This window comes from Aeromicrobium phoceense, assembly GCF_013868155.1.
GTDB classification, from domain to species: domain Bacteria; phylum Actinomycetota; class Actinomycetes; order Propionibacteriales; family Nocardioidaceae; genus Aeromicrobium; species Aeromicrobium phoceense.
The window spans coordinates 36,959-53,867 of record NZ_JACEOG010000002.1 but is presented as its reverse complement, the minus strand read 5'-3'; the positions used below and the strand labels follow the sequence as shown (position 1 = coordinate 53,867).

The 16,909-nt window shown below is 72.9% G+C and carries 15 protein-coding genes; 6 read left to right on the top strand and 9 right to left on the bottom strand.

The window, feature by feature from the left end:
* Nucleotides 1-68: 68 nt before the first annotated feature.
* Together H1W00_RS13440 and clpS are read right to left on the bottom strand one after the other, a co-directional pair.
* Complete coding sequence (locus tag H1W00_RS13440; RefSeq protein WP_181756352.1) at nucleotides 69-632, bottom strand: DUF2017 family protein; 564 nt, start codon at nucleotides 630-632, stop codon at nucleotides 69-71.
* Nucleotides 629-925 carry an ATP-dependent Clp protease adapter ClpS gene (gene clpS / locus H1W00_RS16185; protein WP_078700284.1) on the bottom strand — a complete coding sequence of 99 codons (297 nt, stop codon included), beginning with the start codon at nucleotides 923-925 and terminating at the stop codon, nucleotides 629-631. Before clpS ends, H1W00_RS13440 begins: the two co-directional genes overlap by 4 nt.
* 62 nt (nucleotides 926-987) lie before the next feature.
* Here clpS and H1W00_RS13430 point away from each other — a divergent pair, with 62 nt between their 5' ends.
* Complete coding sequence (locus H1W00_RS13430; RefSeq protein WP_181756351.1) at nucleotides 988-2,280, top strand: nicotinate phosphoribosyltransferase; 1,293 nt, start codon at nucleotides 988-990, stop codon at nucleotides 2,278-2,280.
* A gap of 5 nt (nucleotides 2,281-2,285) precedes the next feature.
* Nucleotides 2,286-2,858 carry an isochorismatase family protein gene (locus tag H1W00_RS13425; RefSeq protein ID WP_181756350.1) on the top strand — a complete coding sequence of 191 codons (573 nt, stop codon included), beginning with the start codon at nucleotides 2,286-2,288 and terminating at the stop codon, nucleotides 2,856-2,858.
* A gap of 163 nt (nucleotides 2,859-3,021) precedes the next feature.
* On the opposite strand, the gene H1W00_RS13420 is transcribed toward H1W00_RS13425, so the two are convergent.
* Nucleotides 3,022-4,050: an MsnO8 family LLM class oxidoreductase gene (locus H1W00_RS13420; RefSeq protein ID WP_181756349.1), complete on the bottom strand. Its 1,029-nt coding sequence runs from the start codon at nucleotides 4,048-4,050 to the stop codon at nucleotides 3,022-3,024.
* 56 nt (nucleotides 4,051-4,106) lie between these two features.
* On the opposite strand from H1W00_RS13420, the gene H1W00_RS13415 reads away from it, so the two are divergent.
* The gene (locus H1W00_RS13415) at nucleotides 4,107-5,138 is read left to right on the top strand and encodes an aminotransferase class V-fold PLP-dependent enzyme (RefSeq protein WP_181756348.1); all 1,032 of its coding nucleotides are present in this window, start codon (nucleotides 4,107-4,109) and stop codon (nucleotides 5,136-5,138) included.
* A gap of 94 nt (nucleotides 5,139-5,232) precedes the next feature.
* Here the strand turns inward: H1W00_RS13415 and H1W00_RS13410 are convergent, their stop codons facing one another.
* From H1W00_RS13410 to H1W00_RS13390, 5 genes are read right to left on the bottom strand one after another with little or no spacing between them, the layout of a single operon-like run.
* Nucleotides 5,233-6,060, bottom strand: coding sequence for an oxygenase MpaB family protein (locus tag H1W00_RS13410; RefSeq protein ID WP_181756347.1), 828 nt, complete (start codon nucleotides 6,058-6,060; stop codon nucleotides 5,233-5,235).
* Nucleotides 6,057-7,022 (bottom strand): alpha/beta hydrolase fold domain-containing protein, encoded by a 966-nt coding sequence (locus H1W00_RS13405; RefSeq protein WP_181756346.1) that lies wholly within the window; start codon nucleotides 7,020-7,022, stop codon nucleotides 6,057-6,059. The genes H1W00_RS13410 and H1W00_RS13405 overlap by 4 nt, the downstream gene beginning before the upstream one ends.
* Before the next feature lie 46 nt (nucleotides 7,023-7,068).
* Nucleotides 7,069-8,760 carry a DEAD/DEAH box helicase family protein gene (locus H1W00_RS13400; protein WP_181756345.1) on the bottom strand — a complete coding sequence of 564 codons (1,692 nt, stop codon included), beginning with the start codon at nucleotides 8,758-8,760 and terminating at the stop codon, nucleotides 7,069-7,071.
* Nucleotides 8,757-9,032 carry a DUF3039 domain-containing protein gene (locus H1W00_RS13395; protein WP_078700277.1) on the bottom strand — a complete coding sequence of 92 codons (276 nt, stop codon included), beginning with the start codon at nucleotides 9,030-9,032 and terminating at the stop codon, nucleotides 8,757-8,759. Before H1W00_RS13395 ends, H1W00_RS13400 begins: the two co-directional genes overlap by 4 nt.
* Before the next feature lie 54 nt (nucleotides 9,033-9,086).
* On the bottom strand, nucleotides 9,087-9,638 hold the full coding sequence (locus H1W00_RS13390) for a YqgE/AlgH family protein (protein WP_181756344.1): 552 nt from the start codon (nucleotides 9,636-9,638) through the stop codon (nucleotides 9,087-9,089).
* Nucleotides 9,639-9,686: 48 nt separating this feature from the next.
* Between H1W00_RS13390 and H1W00_RS13385 the strand changes: the two genes are divergently transcribed.
* A complete protein-coding gene (locus H1W00_RS13385) occupies nucleotides 9,687-10,451 on the top strand; it encodes a MerR family transcriptional regulator (protein WP_181756343.1) in 765 nt (254 codons plus the stop codon).
* Nucleotides 10,452-10,457: 6 nt separating this feature from the next.
* On the opposite strand, the gene H1W00_RS13380 is transcribed toward H1W00_RS13385, so the two are convergent.
* The gene (locus tag H1W00_RS13380) at nucleotides 10,458-11,447 is read right to left on the bottom strand and encodes a DUF3048 domain-containing protein (RefSeq protein ID WP_181756342.1); all 990 of its coding nucleotides are present in this window, start codon (nucleotides 11,445-11,447) and stop codon (nucleotides 10,458-10,460) included.
* 111 nt (nucleotides 11,448-11,558) lie between these two features.
* Here H1W00_RS13380 and H1W00_RS13375 point away from each other — a divergent pair, with 111 nt between their 5' ends.
* Both H1W00_RS13375 and H1W00_RS13370 read left to right on the top strand, forming a co-directional pair.
* A complete protein-coding gene (locus tag H1W00_RS13375) occupies nucleotides 11,559-16,094 on the top strand; it encodes an ATP-dependent helicase (protein ID WP_338072909.1) in 4,536 nt (1,511 codons plus the stop codon).
* Nucleotides 16,087-16,893 (top strand): DNA-formamidopyrimidine glycosylase family protein, encoded by an 807-nt coding sequence (locus H1W00_RS13370; RefSeq protein WP_181756340.1) that lies wholly within the window; start codon nucleotides 16,087-16,089, stop codon nucleotides 16,891-16,893. Before H1W00_RS13375 ends, H1W00_RS13370 begins: the two co-directional genes overlap by 8 nt.
* Nucleotides 16,894-16,909: the final 16 nt, after the last annotated feature.

The following is a 16,909-nucleotide window of genomic DNA, read 5'->3' as shown; positions in this document are numbered from 1 at the left end:
GGACGTCTCACCGCGCCCCGCCGATCGAGTAGCAGGCGAGGAACGAGCCGCGTATCGAGATCAGCGGGTCAGGCGACGTGGACGAGGGTCTCCTGCACGAAGCCGAGCCAGTCGAAGACGTCGCCCATGGCGACGGTGGCCTCGTCGTCGGACTCGGCCAGCCGCTCGGCGTCCTCCTCGGTCTCGATCCCGAGCCGGACGGCCAGCGCCATCCGGATGTCGGTCAGCGCACGCAGCCAGGCCAGGACCTGCGCCTCGTCGAGCTCGACCTCGACGTTCTTGGCCCCCACGTCGAGCCCGCCGGCCTCGAGGCTCTCGATCACGACGCGGGCGTTGCCGACCTTGGTGGCGGACAGCGCCTGCTCGGTGAAGCGGCGGAACTCCGCGGCCTCCACCGGGTCGTCGCGGTAGGCGTCGGGCAGCAGCCGGGCCAGCACGGGGTCCTCGGGCGGCTGGACGGGTCCGGCCATGCCGATCAGCTGGGCCAGCGGGTCGGGCTCGGACTCGCTGGGGCCGTTGCGGTCCTGGAGCAGCTCGACCACCTGGCTGGCGAGGTTCACCATCAGCTGGGCCTCGTTGAGCTCGAAGGTGGCCGTGACGGTGCCGCGGCGCCGGCGGCGGAAGGGCTTCACGCGTCGCTCCGCTCGAGAGTGGCCCACAGTCCGTACTCGTGCATCGCCTGCACGTGGCGCTCCTGCTCCTCGCGGCGACCGCTGGAGACGATCGCGCGACCTTCCTCGTGCACCGCGAGCATCAGCTGCGTGGCCTTCTCCTCGGTGTAGCCGAAGTACGTGCGGAACACGAACGCGACGTACGACATGAGGTTCACCGGATCGTTCCAGACGATGGTGACCCACGGGTCCTCGAGCTGGACGACGAGGTCGGCCTCCGGCTGCTCGGTCTCGACGGGGGTGGGGGTGGTCACGGCTCCATTGTGCCTGCCCCGGCTCACCCGCACGAAGGTCGCCGTGGACCTACGCTGTTCCCATGGTGTCGACCGCGCTGCTGACCGACCACTACGAGCTGACGATGCTGCAGGCCACGCTGGCCGACGGCACCGCCTCCCGCCGCAGCGTCTTCGAGGTGTTCGGGCGCCGGCTCAACGGGGGCCGGCGATTCGGCGTGGTGGCCGGCACCGGACGTGTCCTGGACGCGCTCGCCGACTTCCGGTTCGATCCCGAGGAGATCGAGTTCCTGCGCTCGGCGAAGGTCGTCGACGACGCCACGTGCGACTGGCTCGCCGACTACCGCTTCACCGGCGACATCTGGGGCTACCCCGAGGGTGAGCTGTGGTTCCCCGGGTCGCCCATCCTGCGGGTCGACGCCTCGTTCGGCGAGGGCGTGATCCTCGAGACCCTGATCCTGTCGATCCTCAACCACGACTCGGCGATCGCCTCGGCCGCCGCGCGCATGACGATGGCCGCGGGCGACCGGCCCTGCATCGAGATGGGCACGCGGCGCACCCACGAGGAGGCGGCCGTGGCGTCGGCGCGGGCGGCCTACATCTGCGGCTTCGCCGCCACGTCGAACCTCGAGGCGGGTCGCCGGCACGGCATCCCCACGGCCGGCACCGCGGCCCACGCCTTCACCCTCGTCCACGACACCGAGCGCGACGCGTTCGCCTCGCAGGTGCGGTCCCTCGGCCACGACACGACCCTGCTCGTCGACACGTACGACGTGCCGCAGGGCGTCGCGGCGGCGATCGAGGTGGCCGGGCCGCAGCTGGGCGGCGTGCGGCTGGACTCCGGCGACCTCGGCGACGTCGCCCGCGCCACGCGGGCCCAGCTCGACGCGGCCGGGAACACCCACACCCGGATCACGGTCACGAGCGACCTCGACGAGTACGCGATCGCCGCGCTGGCCGCCGCTCCGGTGGACGGCTACGGCGTCGGCACCTCGCTGGTCACGGGGTCGGGCTCCCCCACCAGCGGGTTCGTCTACAAGCTCGTCGCCCGCGAGGCCGCGGACGGCACGATGCTCGGCGTCGCCAAGAAGAGCAAGGACAAGGCGTCGGTGGGCGGCCGCAAGACGGCGATGCGCCGACTCAGCGCCTCCGGTGTGGCCGAGGCCGAGGTGGTGGGCATCGACATCGCCCCCCGCGACGACGGCGACGACCGCGAGCTCATGGTGCCGCTGGTCGAGGCCGGGAAGCGGGTCGACCACGCGACGCTGCAGGAGTCACGCGCGCGGCTGCAGGCGTCCCTGCGCGAGCTGCCCTCCACCGCCCGCCGACTCTCGAAGGGCGACCCCGCGATTCCGACGATCTACGAGGAGGACTGACTGACATGCCCGGACCCCGCACGCTGGTCGTCGTGGACGTCCAGAAGGACTTCTGCGAGGGCGGCTCGCTGGCCGTGACCGGTGGCGCCGCCGTGGCCGAGGCCGTGGCCGACCTCATCGCCGAGGGCGACTACGACCTCGTCGTGGCCACCCGCGACGCGCACATCGATCCCGGCGACCACTTCAGCGACACCCCCGACTACGTCGACTCGTGGCCGCCGCACTGCGTGGTGGGCACGCCCGGCGCCGAGCTGCACCCGCCGCTGGAGGAGGAGCTGTTCGCCGCGATCTTCGACAAGGGCGCCTACGCGGCCGCGTACTCGGGCTTCGAGGGCACCGACGAGGAGGGTCGCGACCTCGCGGACTTCCTGCGCGAGCACGGCGTCGAGGAGATCGACGTCTGCGGCATCGCCACCGACCACTGCGTCCGCGCCACGGCTCTCGACGGTGCGGCCGAGGGCTTCACGGTCCGGGTGCTGCAGGAGCTGACCGCCGCCGTCTCGCCGGAGAACCTCAACCGCGTGCAGCAGGAGTGGGCGGCGGCCGGCGTCTCGACGACGGCACCGCACCTGGACTGAGGCCGCCGCGTCTGCCTCACCGTGATCTCGATACGCCGCTCGCTGCGCTCGCGAGCTACTCGATCGCCGGCTGGCGCGCCCGCCCGGTGCCACTCGATCACCGGGCCGGTGATCGAGTGCCGGCGAGCGAAGCGAGACGGTGTATCGAGATCACGCAGACGCGTCAGCCCGCGACGAGCTCGAGGGTGCGCACGCGGCCGGGCGTCGTGCGAGGGTCGGCGCCGCGGCGCGCCGAGGCGACCGGGTGGAGCATGACCTCGTCCACGTCGAACTGCGCGGCGAGCTCCTCGAGCTCCTTGCGCGCCGTGGTCGGGTCGCCCACGACCATGCGGGCGAGGCCCGAGTCGACGAGCGAGTCCATCCCGGGGTCGAGGTCGAGCGCCTCGGCGTCCTCGACGAGATCGATCGGGGCGAGCGGCTTGCCGGTGCGCAGCCGGGCCATGTTCTGCAGGTTCGGCAGGGCCAGCGCGGTCGCCTCGTCGGCGGTGTCGGCCACGACGATGTTCACCGTCAGGAACGTGGTGGGGCGCTCGCACACGTCGCTGGGCCGGAACTCGCTGCGGTAGACCTCGAGCGCCTCGGCCGTGCCCTGACCGCTGAAGTGGTGCGCGAAGACGTAGGGCAGGCCCTTCGCCGCGGCGAGGTGGGCCGAGTACATCGACGAGCCGAGCAGCCACAGGTCGGGAGCGCTCACGGCGGCGGGCGTCGCCTTCAGCACGTACTGCTGGTTCGGGATCGGCACGCGCACACCGCGGCCGTCCATGAGCGCCACGACGTCGTCGAGGTAGCGCGGGAAGTTCTCGATGTCGGAGTCGTCGCGACCCGCGGCGCCGCGCAGGGCCCACGACGTCACGGGGTCCGAGCCGGGGGCGCGCCCGATGCCGAGGTCGATGCGGCCCGGGAAGGCGGCCTCCAGCAGCGCGAACTGCTCGGCCACCGCCAGGGGCGCGTGGTTCGGCAGCATGACACCGCCGGAGCCCACGCGGATGCGCTCGGTGGCCGCGGCCAGGAGGGCGATCAGCACCGGCGGCGACGCGGCGGCGACGGCGGGCATGTTGTGGTGCTCCGCCACCCAGTACCGCTCGAACCCGAGCCGGTCGGCCGTGCGCGCCAGCTCCGTGGCGGCGGCGACGGCGTCACCGGTGGTCTGATCGGTGCGAACAGGGACGAGATCCAGGACCGAGAGCTTCACTTCGAGGTCAACAGGGGCGACGCCGGTTCGATTCCCGAGCCGGTTAGCGTCGAACCATGCGCGAGGCATTCGGAGCGACGTTCATCGGGCCCGAGGGGTACCTCAACACTCCCGCGTACGGGCTGCCGCCGCAGTCCACCGTGGACGCCCTCGAGCGGGTCCACCGCGGCTGGGCGGCGGGCACCGTGACGGGTCCGGACTTCGACGACGAGATCGCCACCGCCCGCCACTCCTTCGCCCGGATCGCCGGTGTCCCGGCGGCGTCGGTGACGATGGGCTCCTCGGTCGCGGCCCTGCTGGGACCCGTGGCCTCGGCGCTGCCCGACGGGGCCAGCGTGCTGGTGCCCGAGGGCGAGTTCACGTCCGTCAGCTTTCCCTTCGCCGCCCACCACGGCCGTGGCGTCTCGGTCACCGAGGCGCCGCTCGATCGTCTTCCCGAGCTCGCCCGCGACCACGACGCCGTCGCGGTGTCCACCGTGCAGTCGGCCGACGGGGCGCGGGTCGACCTGGCCGCGCTGCGAGCCGCGACCGAGGGCACGGAGACCCTCGTGATCCTCGACGCGACCCAGCAGCTGGGCTGGCTGCGTCTCGACCTCGGCTGGGCCGATGTCGTGGCAAGCTCGACGTACAAGTGGCTGCTCGGGCCCACGGGGATCGCGTGGGCGTCCTACGCGGACCGGCTGGCCGACCGGCTCGTCCCGCACCACGCCAACCGCTACGCGGGCGGCGACCCCTGGCGAACCACGTACGGCCTGCCGTTGCGCCTGGCCCCCGATGCCCGGCGGTTCGACATCTCCCCCTCGTGGTTCCCCGTGGCGGGCGCGGCCGCGAGCCTCGCATGGCTGGCGACCCTCGACCTCGATGCGGTGACCGCCCACTGCCTGGATCTGGCTGGACGGGCGCGCGAGGCGCTGGACCTGCCTCCTCGCGACTCGGCGATCGTCTCGATCCCGATGGAGCACGCGGCCGCGCGGCTGCAGGACGCCGGGCTGCGGGCCTCGGTGCGCCAGGGGGCGGCCCGCGTCGGGTTCCACCTCTACAACGACCAGGACGACCTCGACCGCGTCGTGGAGGCCCTCCGTACGTGACACCCGGCCCGGCGAGGGAGCGCCGGGCCGGGCATCACTTCCCAGAGGAACCCTTAGTGGTACGTTCGCACAACTTTCGCGCTCGCGCGACTTTTCACGTGCCGAGCTCCTCGATGAGGAAGCCGCCGGGGTAGCTCCGGATCCGCCGGGAGTCCCGGACGCGACGCGGCTCCCGGCGCTCGGGCATGAACCGGACCACCCGGCCGCGGCCGCGCAGGGCGCCGTGGCACAGGCGCTCGAACCAGGCCGGCGGGTGGTCGTAGCCGAACGCGGTGCGCAGGTGCGGATCCATGATCGCGACGCTGAAGCGCCGCACCGCCGGGGCCAGAGGGCGCGGGTAGAACGTGGTCAACAGGTCGAGGGTCGCGTCGGCCACGGCGCGCGAGCGGGGGTCGAACCTGAAGTGCTCGGCCTCGTACGCGTCGAGGAGGCGCTCGAACCCGGCGAGGTCGCCCGGCAGGTCGCGGATCCCCATCAACCGCCCCAGCCGTAAGTAGTAGTTGACGCCGGCCACGTCCTCCACCGGCGTGGTGCGCCGCCAGCCGTAGCGGTTCACCCAGCGGTTCGGCATCACGACGAACGTCGCGAGCACGTACCTCATGTCGTCGTTGCTGATGCCGTACCGGCCGTGCATCTGGTTCATCCGGCGGATCGCGGCCCGGCCGGGATCGCTCTCCAGGCCCTGGTCGACGATCTCCCCCAGCAGCAGCGCGGTGTCGTCGTGGCGGCGCTGCGTGTCGGTGGTGAACTGGCCCGTCTCGTACAGCAGGCGCCCGATCGAGGGCACGGCGTAGGTCCGGAAGAGGGCGAAGCTCAGCGACTGCTCGAGGTCCCACGGGAAGTCGTACTGGCCGAACAGCCGCGAGATCTCCTCGTAGTCCACCGTCGGATCGAGCCCGGCCGACCGGATCCGCCGGCTCATTGCGGAAGGACCACCCGGGCGGCGACGAAGTCGACGATGTCCGAGACTGCGTCGGCGGCTCCCGGCGACACCCCGGGCAGGCTCATGAACCCGTGCACGGTGCCGGGGTACTCGCGGTACCGCACGGGCACCCCCGCGCGCTGCAGCGCCTCACGGTAGTGGTCGCCATTGTCCAGCAGCGGGTCGTGGTCGGCGGTCAGGATGAAGGCCGGCGGCAGGTCGTCGAACGACTTGGCGCGCAGCGGCGAGGCCAGCGGGTCCTCCGTGCCGTAGGCGTCGCCCATGTAGAGGTGGGCGAACGCCGACATGTTCGCCGAGGAGAGCACCGGCTCGCGCGGCATCCGCAGCTCGGACGCGAACTTGTCGTACATCTCGACCGCGGGGTAGATCAGCACCTGCGCGCGCAACCGGGGCCCGCCCTCCGTCACCGAGCGCTGGGCGGCGACCGCGGCGAGGTTGCCGCCGGCGCTGTCGCCCATGACCCCCATCCGCTCGACGTCGATCCCGAGAACCTCGGCATGCTCGGCGATCCAGGCGAGCGCCTCCCACGTGTCGTCGACCGCCGCCGGGAACGGGTGCTCCGGCGCCAGCCGGTAGGACGGCGAGATCACGGTCGCACCCGTGCCGGCGGCGACGCGCGACGTCAGCCAGGCCGACTGCTCGGGCGAGCCCTGCACCCAGCCACCGCCATGGAAGTTCACGATCACGGGTCGCGGCCCGCCGACGCCCGTGGGCCGGTGGACCAGCGCGCGCAGCGTGCGCCCCTTCAGCGGGATCTCGATCGTCTCGGCGCGGGCGCGGCGGTCCGGCGTGCCGAAGACCATCCGGCCGGGCGCCGACCTCATCAGCTTCAGGCGCTGGGCCCGCAGCTCGGCGTAGTCGGTGGCCTCCTCGACGGGCGTGGCGGTCCGCTCGAGGATCGCGGCGAACAGTCGGGTGCGCGGGGGCAGTGGGGCACTCACGCGCACAGCCTAGGGGTGCGGACGCGATCTGCGTCACACGATCGGGTCAGCCCGAGGCGCGCAGGGCCCAGTCGCGGAGCGTGTCGATCCGGCGCTTCAGCTGATCGGTGGTGGCCTGGGCGGCGGGCGGGCCCCCGCACTCGTGACGCAGCCGGTTGTGGGTGACGCCGTGCGGCGACCCCGTGCGGTGGTGCCACGCAGCGACCAGCGAGTTCAGCTCGCGGCGCAGCTCGGCGCGGCGCTCGTACTCGACGTCGGCCTCGGCGCGGGCCGGCGCCACCTCGCGCTTGCGGGTGCGCGCGCTGCGCAGCAGCTCGGCCACCTGGTCGCGCTCGAGCAGGCCCGGGATGCCGAGGAAGTCGAGCTCGTCGCTGTCGCCGGCGACCATCTCGTAGTCGATCGGCGCGAACTCGTGGCCGTCGAAGAGGACGCGGTCGAACGAGGCCTCGCTGCCGATGGCGGCGTACTGGTTGCCCAGCTCGTCGCTCGCCGCCTCGGACGCGTTGGCCTGCGCCATCAGCAGGTCCTCGGCAGCGAACAGGTCGCCCTCGTCGTGCACCGGGCGGCCGATCACGTGGTCGCGCTCGGCCTCGAGGTCGGCGGCCAGCTTCAGCAGGCCGGGGACGCTGGGCAGGAAGACGGACGCTGTCTCGCCACGGCGGCGGGCTCGCACGAAGCGGCCGATCGCCTGCGCGAAGTACAGCGGCGTGGCGACCGTGGTGGCGTAGACGCCCACCGCGAGGCGGGGCACGTCGACGCCCTCGCTGACCATGCGCACGGCCACCATCCACGGGTCGGTGCCGGCCGAGAACTCCGCGATCCGGGCGCTCGAGCCCGCCTCGTCGGAGAGCACGAGGGTGGGCTCGACGCCCGTGAGCTCCTTGAGCAGCTTCGCGTAGGCGCGGGCGGAGTTCTGGTCGCTGGCGATCACGAGCCCGCCGGCGTCGTGGATGTCGCGACGCACCTCGAGCAGGCGCTTGTGCGCGGCCTCCAGGACGGCCGGGACCCACGAGCCGTTGGGGTCGAGCGCGGTGCGCAGCGCCTGGGCGGTCTGGTCCTTCGTGAGCGGCTCGCCGAGCCGGCTGGACACCTCGTCGCCGGCACTCGTGCGCCACTGCATCTCGCCGGAGTACGCCATGAACAGCACGGGGCGGACGACGCCCTCCTTGAGCGCCGACCCGTAACCGTAGGCGTAGTCGGCGACGCTGGAGATCGAGCCGTCGCCGACCGGGGCGTACGTGACGAACGGGATCGGGTTGTCGTCGGAGCGGAACGGCGTGCCGGTGAGGGCCAGGCGGCGCACAGCCGGCTCGCAGGCCTCGAGCACGGCGTCGCCCCAGCTCATCGCGTCGCCGGCGTGGTGGATCTCGTCGAGGATGACCAGCGTGCGGCTGCGCTCGATCCGGACGCGGTGGCCGACCGGGTTCGTGGCCAGGCCCGCGTAGGTGACGCAGTAGCCGTCGAAGCGGGCGCCGAGCGCACCCGTGAGGTTCGGCTCGAGCGCGATCCCCGAGCGCGCGGCCGACTGGGCCCACTGGCTCTTCAGGTGCTCGGTGGGCGCCACGACGACGACGCGCTCGATGATCCTGCGGTGCAGGAGGTCGGCGGCGATCGTCAGCGCGAACGTGGTCTTGCCGGCGCCGGGCGTGGCGACCGTGAGGAAGTCGGCCGGTTGCGTGCGGGCGTACTGGTCGAACGCCTCACGCTGCCAGGCCCGGAGTGACTGGGCCGAGCTCACTGGTCGGAGTCACTCCCGGAGTCCTCGTCGTCACCGGGGTTGAAGTCCTCCCAGATCTGCTTGCACTCGGGGCAGACCGGGAAGCGCTGCGGGTCGCGGCTGGGGACCCACACCTTGCCGCACAGCGCGACGACGGGGGTGCCCATGACCATGGCCTCGGTCAGCTTGTCCTTCGGCACGTAGTGGCTGAAGCGCTCGTGATCGCCGTTGTCGGTGCGCTGCTCGGTGCGCTCGTCATGGACGGTCTGGGTGCCGCGGCCGAAGAATCCCACGACCCCATCGTAGGCGACGGAGCCGACACCGAGGACGGGTCCACGCCGACGCGCTCAGTTCTGGGCCGGGTCGACCGGCAGGTTCGCCCAGAATCGGGTCTCCCCCGGCTGACGGCGCAGCACGTCGCTCCAGAGCCGGTCGGGCACGGGCGAGATGAGGTCACCCTCCTCGGCCGGCAGCACGAGCCAGGCGCCCTCCTCGATCTCGGCCTCGAGCTGTCCGGGCGTCCATCCGGCGTACCCCGCGAACACCCGCAGGCCGAGCAGCTCGCCGCCTTCGGGCAGGGGGCCCTCTAGGTCGACCAGGCCCACGCGCCCAGCCATCTGACGCCAGCCGGGCGGGCCGCTGGTGACGTCGCTGACGACGCCCACCGCGAGCGCGGAGTCCATCGCGACGGGCCCACCCTCGAAGAGGCAGCCGGGGGCGTTGACGCAGTCGGCCCACTCGGGAAGGACCTCGTCGACGTCCGACTCCAGCGGGTGGTTGACGATGACGCCCAGCGCGCCGTCCTCGTCGTGGTCGAGCACGTACACGACGCTGCGCCAGAAGGGCCCTGACTGGATCGCCGAGGTGGCGACCAACAAGCGGCCTCGCACCATTGCCATACCCCCATGATGCCCGATCCTGGGTCGCGCACCCCTAGACTTGCGGGCATGGTGGACGCCCGGCGCGAGGAGGAGTTCACCGTCGACGTGCTCGCCGAGCGGGCCGCGATGACGGTGCGCAACGTGCGCGCCTACTCCACCCGCGGACTGATCGATCCGCCGCGGCTCGAGGGCCGCACCGGGTACTACACCCAGAAGCACCTCCAGCGCCTCATCCTCATCCGCACGCTGCTGGGCCGGGGCTTTACCCTCGCGGCCATCGAGGACGCCATCCTGAAGTCCCCGTCCACCGCGTCCAACGTGGCGCTGGACCTGCTCAACATCTTCGAGGTCGACGACGCGCAGGACCCCAGCGAGATCATCAGCCGCGCCGAGCTGGCCTCGCTCTCGGGGCTGCCCCCCGACCACAAGCTCATCGACCAGATGATCGAGGTGGGGCTGCTCGAGCAGGTCGACGACGACTCGGTGCGGATGCTCGAGCCCAGCGTCGTGCGCCCCGGCGCGGCGTCCGTCGCCATCGGGCTGAACCCCGACAGCGTGGTCGACATCGTGCCGCACATGCGCGAGCACCTCGAGCAGATCTCCGACCGGTTCGTCCACCACGTCAGCCGCGACGTCGCGCAGCCGTTCCTCGACGCGGGTCTGCCGCAGGAGGAGTGGCCGGCCGTCTTCGAGAAGATCGACCAGCTGATCCCGATCGCCAGCCAGGTCGTGGTGGCGATGTTCCGCAGCGTGCTGCGCGAGGCGATCGAGGTCGAGATCGGCCACAAGCTGGAGGAGCTGGCCGCCGAGGGCGACCAGCCGTCCGCCTGATCCGGGCTACCGGGCGCTGAGCGCCGTGGACTCGCCCTTGCTGAGCAGCTCGATCCACGTCTTGCCGCGGGGCAGCTTCATCGGCTGGCCGTCGCGGGTCGTCAGCACGATCGTGGAGGCGTTGTTCGCCTTCTTCCACTTCGCGTTCACCCGGGTGCCGCCCACGAACACGACGGCCTTGCCGCCGCCCTGGAACGTGGTCTCGGGCACGGGGTTGCCGGCCGGGTCGGTGTAGCCCGCGCTCTTCTCGTCGGCCCACAGCACGACGAGGTTCCTCGCGCCGAACTCCTTGTCGCTGGTGCCGTTCGTGCGCTTCCACGCCTTGCTGTTGAACTTCCACGACGTGGTGTGGCTGCGCGAGAACTTCACGGTCGCGGACGTGACCTGCGGGCCCTTCGGCGCCGCGGCGCCGGCGCCGGCCCACTGGAAGTAGGAGCGCTCGGGCTGCGTGTTCTTGACGTCCTTGGCGAGCTCGCCGAGGTCGACGACGACGTTGTACGGCGCGTAGCCGCCGTCGCGCGACATCCCGGCCGAGCCGGCGTCCTGCGAGTGGATCGGGATGCCCGCGTCCTTGATGCGCGAGATCGTCTTGCCGGCGCCGCCGGAGGCCACGATCTGGCCGTTGACCGGCTTCGCGATGCCGATGTCGGTGGCACGCATGGAGCGGACGTGGCCCACGGTCGAGGGGGTCGCCGTGTAGTAGAGGGCGGCGAGCCGGGTGATGCCACCCTCCACCGTCTGCTCGACGACGAGATCGGCCCGGTCGATGTTCGTCTGGGGAGCGGAGGCCGGGGTGTTGTCGACCTTGACCACGAACACGGGGTTCGCGGGCGTCTCCTTGAGCTGCCCACCGGTCAGCGGGTTGATCGGCGTGATCTTCGCCGCGGTGGTCTTGTTCGGCTCCTTGGGGTCGGGGGCCTGCTTCTTCTCCCCGTCCGAGCACGCGCCCAGGGTCAGCACGAGGGCACAGGTCACCGACAGCATCCGCAACTTCATGGCCTCAAGCATGCCTGAGGGCCACTGGCGCCCCGACCCCGGCACGCCGGAATTCCGGGCGTGGTCGCTGTCGCAGCGCCACTGTCGGAGTCCGGTGCCACGATGGGTTCCATGTCCTTCGGCCCCGCGACCGCCACGTGGTTCGACGAGTCCTTCAGCGCGCCCACGTCCGCCCAGACCGGCGCGTGGGACGCGATCGAGAAGGGCCGCCACACCCTCGTGGTCGCCCCCACGGGATCGGGCAAGACCCTCGCGGCGTTCCTGTCGGCCATCGACGGCCTGCTGCACCGCGATCCCGCGGTCGAGACGCAGGGCACCTCGGTGCTGTACATCTCGCCGCTGAAGGCCCTCGCCGTCGACGTCGAGCGCAACCTGCGGTCACCCCTCGTCGGCATCTCCGGAGTGGCGGCGCGGCTCGGTCACGAGCTGGCTCCCGTGTCGGTGGGCGTCCGCACGGGCGACACGCCGCCGGCGGAGCGGCGCCGGCTCCAGTCCCATCCACCCGACGTGCTCATCACCACGCCCGAGTCGCTCTTCCTACTCCTCACGTCGGCCTCGCGCGCCATGCTGCGCGGCGTCCACACGGTGATCGTCGACGAGGTCCACGCCGTCGCGGGCACCAAGCGCGGGGCGCACCTGGCGATCTCCCTGGAGCGGCTCGACGACATGCTCGACTCCCCCGCCCAGCGGATCGGCCTCTCGGCCACCGTCAGCCCGCACGACGAGGTGGCCCGCTTCCTCGGCGGCCGCGCCCCGGTCGAGGTCGTCGCTCCGGACGCCCCCTCGCGGCTCGAGCTGTCGGTGCGGGTTCCCGTGGAGGACCTCACCGAGATGCCACCACGCCACGAGGGGCCCCGGGAGGGCAGCGCCGCGCGCGGGCTCGACGAGTCGCGGCCGCAGGAGGGCGGCGGCACGATCTGGCCCCATGTCGAGGAGGCGATCGTCGACGCGATCCAGCAGGCGCGCACCACGATCGTCTTCGCCAACAGCCGCGGGGTGGCCGAGCGGCTCACCCAGCGGCTGAACGAGGTCTGGGTCGAGCGCGAGACGGGCTACCGGCCCGAGCCGGCGAACCGCCAGCCGGCCCACATGGGCGGCCTCTCCGGGTTGTCCTCGGGCGCCGAGCCGGTGCTCGCGCGCGCCCACCACGGCTCGGTCAGCAAGGAGCAGCGGGCGATCATCGAGGACGACCTGAAGTCCGGTCGCCTGCGGTGCGTCGTGGCCACCTCCAGCCTCGAGCTCGGCATCGACATGGGCGCGGTCGACCTCGTCATCCAGGTCTCCGCTCCGCCGTCGGTCGCCTCGGGGCTGCAGCGCGTGGGCCGCGCCGGCCACCAGGTCGGCGAGGTCTCGCGCGGGCTGGTGTTCCCCACCGGCCGCCACGACCTGCTGTCCACCACGGTCACCGTCGAGCGCATGCTCGCCGGCCGCATCGAGCGGCTCGCCGTGCCCGCGAATCCTCTCGACATCCTCGCCCAGCAGACCATTGCCGCGTGCGCCCTCGAGCCGATCGACGTCGAGGCCTGGTTCGAGACGCTGCGGCGGTCCGCACCGTTCGCCACGCTGCCCCACTCGGCGTTCGAGGCCACGCTCGACCTCGTCGCCGGGCGCTACCCCTCCGACGAGTTCGCCGAGCTGCGTCCCCGGGCGGTCTGGGACCGGCAGGCCGGCACGCTCACCGGCCGGCCGGGGGCCCAGCGGCTCGCCGTCACCAGCGGCGGCACGATCCCCGATCGCGGCATGTTCTCGGTGGTCCTGGCCGGCGAGGAGGGCACCGCGGGCCGCCGCGTCGGCGAGCTCGACGAGGAGATGGTCTACGAGTCGCGCATCAACGACGTCATCGCGCTCGGCGCCACCAGCTGGAGGATCCTCGAGATCACGTCCGACCGGGTCATCGTCGTGCCCGCGTTCGGCCAGCCCGCTCGGCTCCCGTTCTGGCGCGGCGACGCGATGGGGCGCCCCTACGAGCTCGGTGAGGCGATGGGCGCGTTCCTGCGCGAGCTGAGCGCCCTCTCCCCCGCCAAGCAGCGTGCGCGCGTCGAGCAGGTGGGCCTCGACGCGAATGCCGTCGGCAACCTCTCGGCGCTCGTCAAGGACCAGTACGAGGCCACCCGCCAGCTGCCCACCGACACGACGCTCGTGGTCGAGCGCTTCCGGGACGAGGTCGGCGACTGGCGGCTCGTCCTGCTGTCGCCCTACGGGCGGGCCGTGCACGCTCCGTGGGCGCTGCTGGTGGGCCGGCGGATCGAGCAGCGGTTCGGCGTCGACGGTGCGGTCGTGGCGTCCGACGACGGCATCGTCGTGCGGGTCCCCGATGTCACCGGCGAGCCGCCGGGCGCCGACCTGTTCGACCTCGAGGACCCCGAGGACCTCGAGCCCCAGATCACCGATCTCGTGGGCGGGTCCGCCCTGTTCGCGGCGCGCTTCCGCGAGTGCGCCGCCCGGGCCCTGCTGCTGCCCCGGCGCAACCCCGGGGCCCGCGCGCCGCTGTGGCAGCAGCGACGCCGTGCCGCGATGCTGCTCGACGTCGCCCGCAAGTACCCCGACTTCCCGATCCTGCTCGAGACGGCGCGCGAGGTGCTGCAGGACGTGTACGACCTGCCCGCGCTCGTCACCCTCGCCCGCCGGATCCGCTCGCGCGAGGTCGCCCTCGTCGAGGTCGGCACCGATGCCGCCTCGCCGTTCGCCCAGCGCCTGCTGTTCGGCTACGTCGGCGCCTTCCTCTACGACGGCGACCTGCCCCTGGCCGAGCGGCGCGCCGCGGCGCTCACCCTCGACCCCGAGCTGCTGGGCCAGCTGCTGGGCCGGGCCGACCTGCGCGAGCTGCTCGATCCCGAGGTCGTCACCCTGACCGAGGCCGAGCTCCAGCGCCTCGTGCCCGAGCGGCAGGCCAAGGACATCGAGGGAGTGTCCGACCTGCTGCGGCTGCTCGGCCCGCTCTCCGTCGACGAGGTCGCCGAGCGCACCCGCGAGGACGCACGGCTGGAGGCGGGCGCCTGGCTCAAGGAGCTGCGCGAGTCGCGCCGTGCCATCGAGGTGCAGGTCGGCGGCCAGGCCCGGTGGGCCGCGATCGAGGACGCAGGACGCCTGCGCGAGGCGCTGGGCACCGCGCTCCCGCTCGGCATCGCGGACGCGCACCTGGCCACGGGGAACGACCCCCTCGGCGAGCTCGTCTCCCGCTACGCCCGCACCCACGGCCCCTTCACGGGCGAGGACGTCTCGCGGCGCCTCGCGCTCGGCCCCGCGGTGGTGCGCGACGCCCTCCAACGCCTGAGCGAGGCGGGCCGGGTCACCCGCGGTGAGTTCCTGCCGGTGGCCTCCGGCGAGGCCGAGTGGGTCGACTCCGAGGTGCTCCGCCGGCTCCGCAACCGCTCGCTCGCGGCGGCTCGCAAGCAGGTCGAGCCCGTCGACTCGGCGGCGTTCGCGCGCTTCCTGCCTGCGTGGCAGCACGTCGGCTCGCGACTGCGCGGCGTCGACGGCGTCCTCACCGTCGTCGACCAGCTGGCCGGGGCCGCGCTGCCCGCCAGCGCGTGGGAGAGCCTCGTGCTGCCCGCCCGGGTCACCGACTACTCCCCGGCGATGCTCGACGAGCTCACCACCGCGGGCGAGATCACGTGGACCGGCGCCGGCACGCTTCCCGGGCGCGACGGATGGATCCGCCTGCTGCCCGGGGACACCCCGGCACCGGCCACCGGTGACCTCGTCGCGGCGGGCTCCGACACCGCCGCCGGCCGCCTGCTCGAGGTGCTCGGCGACTCCGGCGCCTGGCTCTTCGGCGAGCTGGCGGCCCGCGTCGAGGACACCGAGCGCGAGGGCCTCGTCGAGGGGCTGTGGGAGCTGGTCTGGAGCGGTCAGGTCAGCAACGACACCTTCGCGCCCGTGCGCAGCCTCGTGGCCGGGGGCGGCACCCACCGCACCCGCCGCCAGGCGCCGCGCGCCCGGATGGTGGGCGGGCGGATGCGGGCGCCGCGCGCGGTCGTGCCCCCCATCGCCTCGGGCCGGTGGTTCTCCGTCCCGCTGGGCGGTCAGACCACGGCCGAGCACGTCGCCCGCGCCGAGACCCTCCTGAACCGCTACGGCGTCGTCACCCGCGGATCGGTCCAGGCCGAGCAGACCCCCGGCGGCTTCGCGGCCGCCTATCGCGTGCTGCGCGAGATGGAGCAGAACGGCACGGCGCTGCGCGGCTACTTCGTCGACTCGCTCGGCGCCGCCCAGTTCGCCGCGCCCGGCGTCGTGGATCGGCTGCGGTCCTTCGTGCGCGACTCCGACGAGCCGGCCGAGGCACCCGCCGTCACCCTCGCGGCCACCGACCCGGCGAACCCCTTCGGCGCGGCCTTGCCGTGGCCCGACCGCGGCTCCGACGGCCACCGCCCCGCCCGCAAGGCCGGATCGCTCGTGGTCGTCCACGACGGCCGTCCCGTGGTCTACCTCGAGCGCGGCGGCAGGTCGGCGCTCACCTTCACCGACGACGCCACCGCCCTCGCGGCCGCCGCCGCCTCCCTCGTGCAGACGGTGCGGCGAGGACGACTCGGACGGGTCACGGTGCAGACGGCCGACGGAGAGCCCGTCGCCTCCACGCCCCTGGGCGAGGCGCTCGCCGCGGCGGGGTTCGAGGCCCACCTGAAGGGGCTGCGGCTCGATGCCTGAGGGCGACACCGTCTGGCGGGCCGCCCACCACCTGCACGAGGCGCTGGCGGGCCGGGTCCTCACCGCCACCGAGTTCCGGGTGCCGAGGTACGCCACCACCGACCTGGCCGGCGAGGTGCTGCACGAGGTCGTGCCGCGCGGCAAGCACCTGCTGATGCGCACCGACGCGTGGACGATCCACTCGCACCTCAAGATGGAGGGCTCGTGGCACCTCTACCGCCCGGCCACCCTGCGCCGCGGCGGTCGGGGCCTGCGGCGGCCGGCCCATACGGTCCGGGCGATCGTCAGCACCGACGAGTGGGTGGCCGTCGGCTTCAGCCTCGGCATCGTCGAGGTGCTGCGGCGCGAGGACGAGGACTCGGTCGTGGGCCACCTCGGTCCCGACGTCCTCGATCCCGACTTCGACCGCGACGTCGCTCTCGCCAACCTCGCGCACGACCCCGAGGTGCCGATCTTCGTCGCCCTGCACGACCAGCGGAACCTCGCCGGGTTCGGAAACGAGTTCGTGAACGAGATGCTGTTCCTGTCGGCGGTAGACCCGCACACGCCGGTGGGTGTGGCCGACCTCGGCCGCATCGTCGACCGCGGCGTGAAGCTGATCCGGCTCAATCGCGATCGCATCGAGCGGTCCTTCACCGGCAGCCTGCGAGCCGGCGAGCTGCACTGGGTGTTCGGCCGCACCGACCGGCCGTGCCTGCGCTGCGGCACCACCATCCGCGAGGACGCCCTGGGGCGCGTGGCCACCCAGCAGCGGCGCGTCTACTGGTGCCCGAACTGCCAGGGCGCCCCGCGCGACTGACCGGTCACCGCCGGGG